This is a genomic window from Ligilactobacillus pobuzihii E100301 = KCTC 13174, from assembly GCF_000349725.1.
GTDB lineage: Bacteria > Bacillota > Bacilli > Lactobacillales > Lactobacillaceae > Ligilactobacillus > Ligilactobacillus pobuzihii.
Window position 1 is genome coordinate 42,323 of the sequence record NZ_KB714704.1, and the last position, 7,736, is coordinate 50,058.

General features: G+C 38.8%; 9 protein-coding genes. 8 read left to right on the plus strand and 1 reads right to left on the minus strand.

Features of this window, described 5'->3' with window-relative positions:
• Nucleotides 1-77: 77 nt before the first annotated feature.
• From LACPOB_RS0111105 to LACPOB_RS0111120, 4 genes are all read left to right on the plus strand, one after another.
• Nucleotides 78-521, plus strand: a complete 444-nt coding sequence (locus tag LACPOB_RS0111105) for an ASCH domain-containing protein (RefSeq protein ID WP_017868893.1) — start codon at nucleotides 78-80, stop codon at nucleotides 519-521.
• A 50-nt stretch (nucleotides 522-571) separates the two neighbouring features.
• Entirely contained in the window at nucleotides 572-1,363 is a 792-nt protein-coding gene (locus tag LACPOB_RS0111110) for an alpha/beta fold hydrolase (RefSeq protein ID WP_017868894.1), read from the plus strand.
• Nucleotides 1,364-1,576: 213 nt separating this feature from the next.
• Complete coding sequence (locus LACPOB_RS0111115) at nucleotides 1,577-2,098, plus strand: STM3941 family protein (protein ID WP_017868895.1); 522 nt, start codon at nucleotides 1,577-1,579, stop codon at nucleotides 2,096-2,098.
• A gap of 178 nt (nucleotides 2,099-2,276) precedes the next feature.
• Complete coding sequence (locus LACPOB_RS0111120) at nucleotides 2,277-3,338, plus strand: D-alanine--D-alanine ligase family protein (RefSeq protein ID WP_017868896.1); 1,062 nt, start codon at nucleotides 2,277-2,279, stop codon at nucleotides 3,336-3,338.
• Nucleotides 3,339-3,606: 268 nt separating this feature from the next.
• Here the strand turns inward: LACPOB_RS0111120 and LACPOB_RS0111125 are convergent, their stop codons facing one another.
• Nucleotides 3,607-4,197, minus strand: coding sequence for a histidine phosphatase family protein (locus tag LACPOB_RS0111125; RefSeq protein WP_017868897.1), 591 nt, complete (start codon nucleotides 4,195-4,197; stop codon nucleotides 3,607-3,609).
• A gap of 240 nt (nucleotides 4,198-4,437) precedes the next feature.
• On the opposite strand from LACPOB_RS0111125, the gene LACPOB_RS0111130 reads away from it, so the two are divergent.
• The 4 genes from LACPOB_RS0111130 to LACPOB_RS12790 all read left to right on the plus strand — a co-directional run.
• Complete coding sequence (locus LACPOB_RS0111130) at nucleotides 4,438-5,235, plus strand: tyrosine-protein phosphatase (RefSeq protein ID WP_017868898.1); 798 nt, start codon at nucleotides 4,438-4,440, stop codon at nucleotides 5,233-5,235.
• 197 nt (nucleotides 5,236-5,432) lie between these two features.
• Complete coding sequence (locus tag LACPOB_RS0111135) at nucleotides 5,433-6,521, plus strand: glycosyltransferase (protein ID WP_026142838.1); 1,089 nt, start codon at nucleotides 5,433-5,435, stop codon at nucleotides 6,519-6,521.
• Between the two features lie 280 nt (nucleotides 6,522-6,801).
• On the plus strand, nucleotides 6,802-7,485 hold the full coding sequence (locus tag LACPOB_RS0111140; RefSeq protein ID WP_017868900.1) for an MgtC/SapB family protein: 684 nt from the start codon (nucleotides 6,802-6,804) through the stop codon (nucleotides 7,483-7,485).
• Between the two features lie 53 nt (nucleotides 7,486-7,538).
• Nucleotides 7,539-7,736 (plus strand): DUF7884 domain-containing protein (locus LACPOB_RS12790; protein ID WP_040533226.1); only part of this gene is annotated, 198 nt, incomplete at its 3' end.

Below are 7,736 nucleotides of genomic sequence, written 5' to 3' on the forward strand. Positions count from 1 at the left end.
CTTGATGTTTTTTTGGTGGAGTAACTTAAAAAAATAATTAGCAATTTATGTGAAACTATAATGGGCGGGGAGAAAAAATGGAAACTAAAATCAAAGAATTTTGGGGTAAGTTTGTGACTGAGCATCATTTAGAAAATGTATTGGAGCCAGAAGCTTGGAGTTTTGGCACAGATGCCGATGGTTTAGCGAAATTGGTCCAACAGGGTATCAAGACTGCGACGACTTCGGGCTTTGAATTATATGCTTTTGACGATGATCCATTACCAAAAGTGGGAGAATATAATATTATTTTGAATAGCAAAAATGAGCCTGTTTGTGTTACACAGACTAAGGTAGTAGAAGTAATACCATTTAAGTATATTTCTGAAGAACATGCCTACCATGAGGGAGAAGGAGACCGCAGTTATGAATACTGGCATCAGGTGCATGTAGAATTCTTTAAAGATGAATATGCTAATTATAATGCAACTTTTACACCTGAATCAAAGTGTGTTTGTGAAGTTTTTGAATTGGTTAAATAAGAGATGAGCTTTAAAATAGCGCCAAGTTTGCTAAAATTAGGAGGCAATCCATGAAATTTAGAACAAGCGATGATGTGCGATTAGAGTATGATGACGTGGGTTCGGGCCAACCAGTAATGATTTTGAGTGGGATAGGGGGCAATCGCGTCATTTGGCGAGATCAGGTGTCTGCTTTAGTTGATGCGGGTTATCGGGTGATCAACATCGACGCCAGAAATCAAGGTGCCGCGCAACATACTACAAAGGGCCTAAGGATCTCCCGGCATGCCATGGATCTACGTGAGATCATGGTTGCTTTAGACATCAAAAAACCTATCTTACTGGGAAATTCAATGGGAGCTGCGACAATTTTTGCCTATGCTTCTTTATTTAATACGACAGACGTGGCTGCGATCATTGATGTCGATCAAAGTCCAAAGATGATCATTGACGATGAATGGCATTATGGTTTTAAAAATAAGGTTACCTGGGATAATTTCCCATCAGTTTTAAAAGAGCCGCTTGGTAGATCGACCTACCATAAATTGAAAGATGAGACTTATCGTGTCAATAAAGAAGCACAAGAAAAGTATCCGTATGATGAAAAGCTGAATTATCCTTTCTTAAAAGATCATGCATTTCAAGATTGGCGTGATGTGATCACACAGTTTACTTGTCCATTTTTGATCATTGCCGGCGAGAAGTCACCATTTTTTGATTGTAATTTTGCACCACTGATCGCTAAATCTGCTCGCTATGGGACTTATAAGATCATACCAGAGAGTGGGCATATTGTGATGGCTGAACAACCAGATGCTTTTAATTTGACATTGTTGAATTTTTTGCAAGACAATAATTTGTAAGTAAACAACTGAGACGCTTCTGTCGGATGCTGATGGAGGTGTCATTTTTTTTGGTGCTTGAATAACTTTTAGTCAGGTTATGTGAGCTAAAAGCCTGTGCCTATCCAACTTTTAACAATACATCAAAAACCACGATGTATCGACAAAAGTCCGATAGTGCTCGTTTTTTTGAACAAGTTCACTTCACCTTGTTCTAGAATTGGAGGAATGTTTATGGATATTACAAAACCTTATATAGTTTATGAGCTCAAGGGTAAACAAACGCAACTATTATTCACGGACTTATTAATAGTCTTATTGGGTCTATGCTTGTTGTATTTGGGGTGGCCTGATAAACAGGCTGGATATCTGATTTTTGGAACTGTTTTGGTCATAATCTTTGGTGGGTTAGGTTTGCATTTGTTAAAACAGTTTTTCACGGGCAAGGTTTTAGTTAAGATCACTGCAGCTGGCTTTTATGATCATTCCCGGTTGAGTTCGACTGGCAAATTAGTTAAATGGGAAAAAGTCGTTGGGTTGACCGAATTGCCAGTTGGAGTTCAAGGACAGGTCAGCGTGCGGCTAAAGGATGAAGCAAATTATTTAGCTGCCTTACCTGTTTATAAACGGTTGTTAGTTCGACCACAACTCAAATTAGGTCAGGGCCCGCTAAATATTAGTTTGCAAAATGCACGTTTTGTGACTGCGGCTCAGTTGATAAAAATCATGCGAATTTATCGGCAAGGACAAAAATAGCTTAGAAGTGGGTATATTTTTGACAAATTAAAATTTTTTTACATGTAAAGAATACTGATATAATAATGACTTTAGCGTTTTCATAACAAAAATGTAATCGAATTCAAAAAATAATTACCCGCTCCCTTATTTTTATGGTATACTTAAGATTCTAAATAAACCTGGAGGTGTTCAACCTATGAAAATTGCCGTTTTAGCTGGCGGGCGTAGTACCGAGCGAAACGTTTCAATTTCAAGTGGTTACCGGATCACAAATTCGTTACGTGAGAAGGGCCACCAATCAACCTTTGTCGACCTGTTTCTTGGTTACGATCTACCAGCAGGAGCAAGTGTCGAATCAGTTTTTGAGGATGCCAATACGAGCAAGGACCTGCAGATCTCAGACGCTATCCTAACTGATGACGATATTAACGCCCTGCGCGAAGATGGTACGACCGAGTTATTCGGGCCAAATGTTTTAGATATTTGTAAAGCTGCAGATATTGTTTTCTTGGCATTGCATGGAGGCGATGGAGAAAATGGTAAGGTGCAAGCTGTACTGGATCTAAATAATATCCGCTATACTGGTAGTGGATCAACTGCTAGTGGTATCTGCATGAACAAAGTTTATAGTAAAGAATTGATGCTATATAACAAGATCCAAACTGCAGCCTTTGTTGAGATCAAACGTGATGAAGGAACAAAGGGGCACAAGTTACCGTTTGATTATCCAGTAGTTGTTAAACCGACTTCTGGTGGCTCTTCAGTTGGAACACATATTGTCCATGATGACGCTGAATTAGAGCAGAGTTTAGCGGACGTTTTCCGTTTCGATAATAGTGCGATCATTGAAGAATTTATCGGAGGACGTGAATTCTCATTAGGGGTGGTCAATGGTTATGCTTTCCCTGCGATTGAGATCAAAGTTCATGATGGCTGGTATGACTTCGAGCATAAATTCCAAGCAGGCCATACAGACTTCATCACCCCACCAGATGACCTTGATCCAAAAGTGCATGCTGAAATGAAGCGTGTTGCTGTAGAAGCAATGGATGCATTAGGTTTGCAAAACTATGGACGGATCGACTTCTTTACTAATGATCGAGGGGTCTGGGTCATCGAAGGTAATAACTTACCTGGTATGACGCCACTTTCCTTGTTGCCCCAAGAAGTGGAAAAAGATGGCGTCCCATACGCTGACCTTGTTGATAGTATCGTTCAAGGTAAAATGAAGATTTATGATGAAGGTATGAATAATTAGGTTAGTGTGAAATAAATAACAGCGAAAACATTTGACCTGTATACTTAATCAAACATTAAAGTGAGACAAAAGATGTTTAAAAGCCGATTTGTAACGATGATTGCGTTATTTTGAATCATAGCGAAGCGAAGGAACAGAATAAGGATCGTTATTATAGTAAGACTTCAATCTTTTTGGAACACGTTTAAAGGCCGTCGATTTATCCCATTAAATGGGTTAAGTCGACGGCCTTTTTAGGATGGGACAGATACTTATGTTTCAGTTCTTTTTAACGGTTAAAGTATTTCAGTGTTCGTGCTTGAAAAGACCAGTTGATTTTAGTGACTCCAGCGTTAGTGGGCTCATTTAAAGCAGCTAAATTATTGATCCCTAAGACAAGATCCACGATCAGTTTGATAGTATAACCATGGCTCACTAATAAGACTTGGGCATTTTTAGGTAATTGAGTCGTTACTTCTTCAAAAAAGGCTAAAAGTCGTTGTTTGGCCTGTGTATGAGTTTCTCCATGTGAGTATTTTTGTGAACCGTCTAGTAAGTTATGCTGAGCATCGTAAAATTGTGGATATTTTTGCCACAGTTCAGCAATTTTTTGCCCATCCCATTGACCATAGTCAAATTCACGTAAACGCCAGTCGTATGTAACTGACTGTGTAGGAGCGATGATCTGTGCAGTTTGGGCCGCACGTTGTAATGGGCTAGAAAAGACATACTCAAATCCTTTTTTTGTTAGTTTGGCGGCAGTTTGTTGAGCTTGTTGCTTACCGTTATCACTAAGAGGCGTGTCGATCATAGCTCCTTGTAAAATATGTTGTGCATTAGCCAAACTTTGGCCGTGGCGGACTAGGTAAAAAGTTGTCATAAACAGATCTCCTTGAACATTTTCTAGTCATATTATAACGATTGAAACGTGGCTTGTCTTTTACTTAGTTAGAAATATCGAAATTTTCTAATTTTGATCGTTATAAAGCATCTAACTAGCAATTTAGTTTCAGGTCTGGTAAATTAATAAGGAACATGCAGAAAAAATGCATTAGTTTGTCTCAATTATCAGTTAAGGTATCGCAGAGGGTTTTGGAGTATTAAAGGGGAGAATTAATCCATGATGCCAGAAAAGTTACGAATTCAAAATGGTTTTAATTTCAGAGAATTAGGGGGTTACCAAACTATTGAAGGTAAGCACCTTAAGAAACGTAAATTACTACGATCGGCGGCTTTAAGCAATTTATCTGAACAAGACCTTAACTATTTGGATGAATATGGTCTAAGATATGATATTGATTTTCGTTCACCGAGTGAAAAACAAAAACAACCAGATCGGATACCGTCCCAAACCGCTTACCATTTCGCACCAGTTTTTACGGTTGATGAAACGAAAAGCCAGTCAGATGACCGGGCTGAAGATGATCGACTAATGAACGAAAAAAATGCTGGCTTTAAGCAGATGCTCGATGCTTATAATGATATTGTGTTGTCGGACAATGCTAAAAAAGCCTACCGGAAGTTTTTCGATCTGTTATTGGCCAATGACCGAGATGATCAATCAGTCATCTTCCATTGTTCAGCGGGTAAAGATCGTACCGGAATGGGTGCGGTGTATGCATTAACGGCTTTAGGCGTTGATCAAGACACGATCCGGGCTGATTATCTAGTTTCCAACGAATTTTTAAAATTACGTCGAAATTTTAAGCCAGCGTCTGAGCGAATACCAGTACAGCAACAAAGTGCGATCTACTCAGAGAATATGCAAGCATTAAGTTTCGTTTCGGGAAAGTATTTAGATTGTGCTTTAGGGACGATGCAACGTGAATACGGTACATTAGATCATTATCTCGAAAGTGAATTAGGTGTTGATAAGCAACAAAGAAAAGATCTCCAAAAAATCTATTTGGAAGATTAAGTCAAGTGGGGAGGCAAGCGAAAGCGGGCCTCCTTTTTCAAAAAAATTTTTAGGGGCACTACACCTGTTTAAGGTGAATTTGGGGTTGAACGTAGTTGATCTTGTTAATGGTTCAGCAAAAAGTAGTTAAAAAAGCTATCGGATATTTATTTTTTAGTGAATGGCTTTGCTTAAGTAAACCTATCGGAGGTGTCCATATGAAAATTTTATTTTGTTTAGAGAATCTAAAGATGGATGGCGCACACCGCGCAACGATCGTAGTGGGAAACTACTTATCGAAAATTTATGATGTTTCTTTTTATTCGTTATCAACGATCAAATCTTATTTTGAATTGGAAGCTCCACTTTTTGTCGCGAAACATCCCTATGATACTGGTAAAAGTTATCGGGGTGGGGCACCGTGGGATGACTTTGACCAACAAATAAAAGATCTGGTGAAAGTCATTGAAGAAAATCATTTTGATGCGGTAGTTTTAACGGCAGGTACATTGACTAGTTTTGCGCCATTTATTAGGAAAGAGCGTCCGCAAGTTATCCAGCTCGCTTGGATGCACAATAATTATCAAACTTATATGAACCAGTATTATAAGGACATGCAACCAGAGTTCCAGTCAGGATTAAAAACGGTCGATATGATCATTGCACTGACACAATCTGATACTGACCAATTTGTTTTGTTGAACCGAAACACGATATGTTTATACAATCCGTTGACACTTGAGGCTAATGAGCGTTCTGATCTCAAAGAGCCTGTGATCTCGATGGTTTGTCGAATGGATATCGCGCATAAGGGATTAGATCTAATGGTAGAAGTCGGTGAGTTGTTGCCAGACCCGTGGCAGATACGTGTCGCTGGGACTGGGCCTGATGAAAAAGAAGTGCAAAAAATGATCTCAGATAAAGGTTTGGAAGATAAAGTCATTTTGCGTGGTTCTTTAACAGATGAGCAGCTACAAGAACACTATCACGATTCCTCGATTTTTTTGTTAACTTCACGCTGGGAAGGTTTACCGTTGGTAGTCGGCGAAGCGATGACTTTTGGATTGCCAATCGTGGCGACTGAAAATACGGGAACTGAGGAATATTTAAAGGAAAGTCGGTATGGTAGACTGGCTAAATTTGACAAGAATTCAGTTTATCGTGCACTAAAGCCACTGCTCGCTGATGAGAAAAAACGTCAGCTATGGGGCAAGACAGCTTTAGCACGTTCCAATGAGTTTAGTGGTAACCGGATCATTGAACAATGGGTCCGCTTACTAGAGATCCTTAGTGGTCGCAAAAATTAAAAAGTATGATAATATGTATATTAGAAATTTAGTTAAAAGTTGCTAGACATGGGATTTGTTGGCCTGATATCTTATAATATGAATTGTTTTTTAGCATTTTTATTGATTAAGATACCTTTTGGTCAACAAATAGTTATCTGTTAAGACAAGTTGTATACATGTTTTAATGGTGTCTAGCTCAAATTTTTGAAATTATTTTTTTAAAAGTTTTGACTAATTATTTAAAAGCTAAAATAGTTGATGATGACATTCTATAAGAAAAGAGGGTGATCTTAGATCTATGTCGCAAAGTGTAGAATGGACTATTAGATTACTAGTAGCTGCTTTGTGTGGTGCGGCGATCGGCTTTGAACGTTCAAAGTTGCGTAAAAGTGCCGGTATTCGGACGCACATGGTGGTTGCAGTAGCTTCGGCATTGATCATGTTAGTTTCAAAATATGGTTTTTATGACATTTTATCAACTAATAATATTGATTTGGACCCTTCACGTATTGCCGCTCAGATCGTGAGTGGGATCAGTTTTATCGGTGCTGGGACGATCTTGGTCCGCAAATCTCAAATCAGTGGTTTAACAACGGCTGCTGGTGTGTGGGCAGTTTCTGCGATCGGGATGTCGGTAGGTGCCGGGATGTATGTGATCAGCATTATTGCTACGATTTTAATTGTGTTGGTACAAAAATATTTCCATGATGATTCACTGATCAATTCGCTAATGCGTAGTGTACGGATGCGATTGCATATCGAAATAAAGCCCGGTCAAAAAAATTTAGAACAACTGCGAAGTTTTTATAATGAGCAAGGTGTTAAAGATGCTTCATTTAATTTATTAGCAATCAATGATAAGATGATCGTGTTAGAATCAGATGCTCTGGTTAGTCATAAGTTTGATACAAACCAATTTTTGTTGGAACTTGAAGGTTTACCAGGCGTCCTTATGGTGCAAGTCTCAAATATGAAAGAATAGACAGGCTCAACCATAGTCAGGTATAGGAAAAACGACTTGGAGGAAATTTTTACATGTTAGAGAAGACAATTTATAGGAAACTTTTGAGCAATGCTTTTGATATCCCAGTTTCTGTCACATACTGGGATGGTAAAACAGAAGATTATGGTGAGGGAACACCCGAAGTTAAAGTTGAGATCCGCGAGGCTTTCCCGTTAAAAGAATTAACGGCTTCACCAACTCTGGTATTGGGTGAAGCCTACATGAACGAA

Bases quoted from the DNA above. Each gene is read 5' to 3' on its own strand.
- LACPOB_RS0111140 (WP_017868900.1), top strand. From the start codon at position 6,802: ATGTCGCAAAGTGTAGAATGGACTATTAGATTACTAGTAGCTGCTTTG.
- LACPOB_RS0111115 (WP_017868895.1), top strand. From the start codon at position 1,577: ATGGATATTACAAAACCTTATATAGTTTATGAGCTCAAGGGTAAACAA.
- LACPOB_RS0111130 (WP_017868898.1), top strand. From the start codon at position 4,438: ATGATGCCAGAAAAGTTACGAATTCAAAATGGTTTTAATTTCAGAGAA.
- LACPOB_RS0111105 (WP_017868893.1), top strand. From the start codon at position 78: ATGGAAACTAAAATCAAAGAATTTTGGGGTAAGTTTGTGACTGAGCAT.
- LACPOB_RS0111120 (WP_017868896.1), top strand. From the start codon at position 2,277: ATGAAAATTGCCGTTTTAGCTGGCGGGCGTAGTACCGAGCGAAACGTT.
- LACPOB_RS0111110 (WP_017868894.1), top strand. From the start codon at position 572: ATGAAATTTAGAACAAGCGATGATGTGCGATTAGAGTATGATGACGTG.
- LACPOB_RS0111125 (WP_017868897.1), bottom strand. From the start codon at position 4,197: ATGACAACTTTTTACCTAGTCCGCCACGGCCAAAGTTTGGCTAATGCA.
- LACPOB_RS0111135 (WP_026142838.1), top strand. From the start codon at position 5,433: ATGAAAATTTTATTTTGTTTAGAGAATCTAAAGATGGATGGCGCACAC.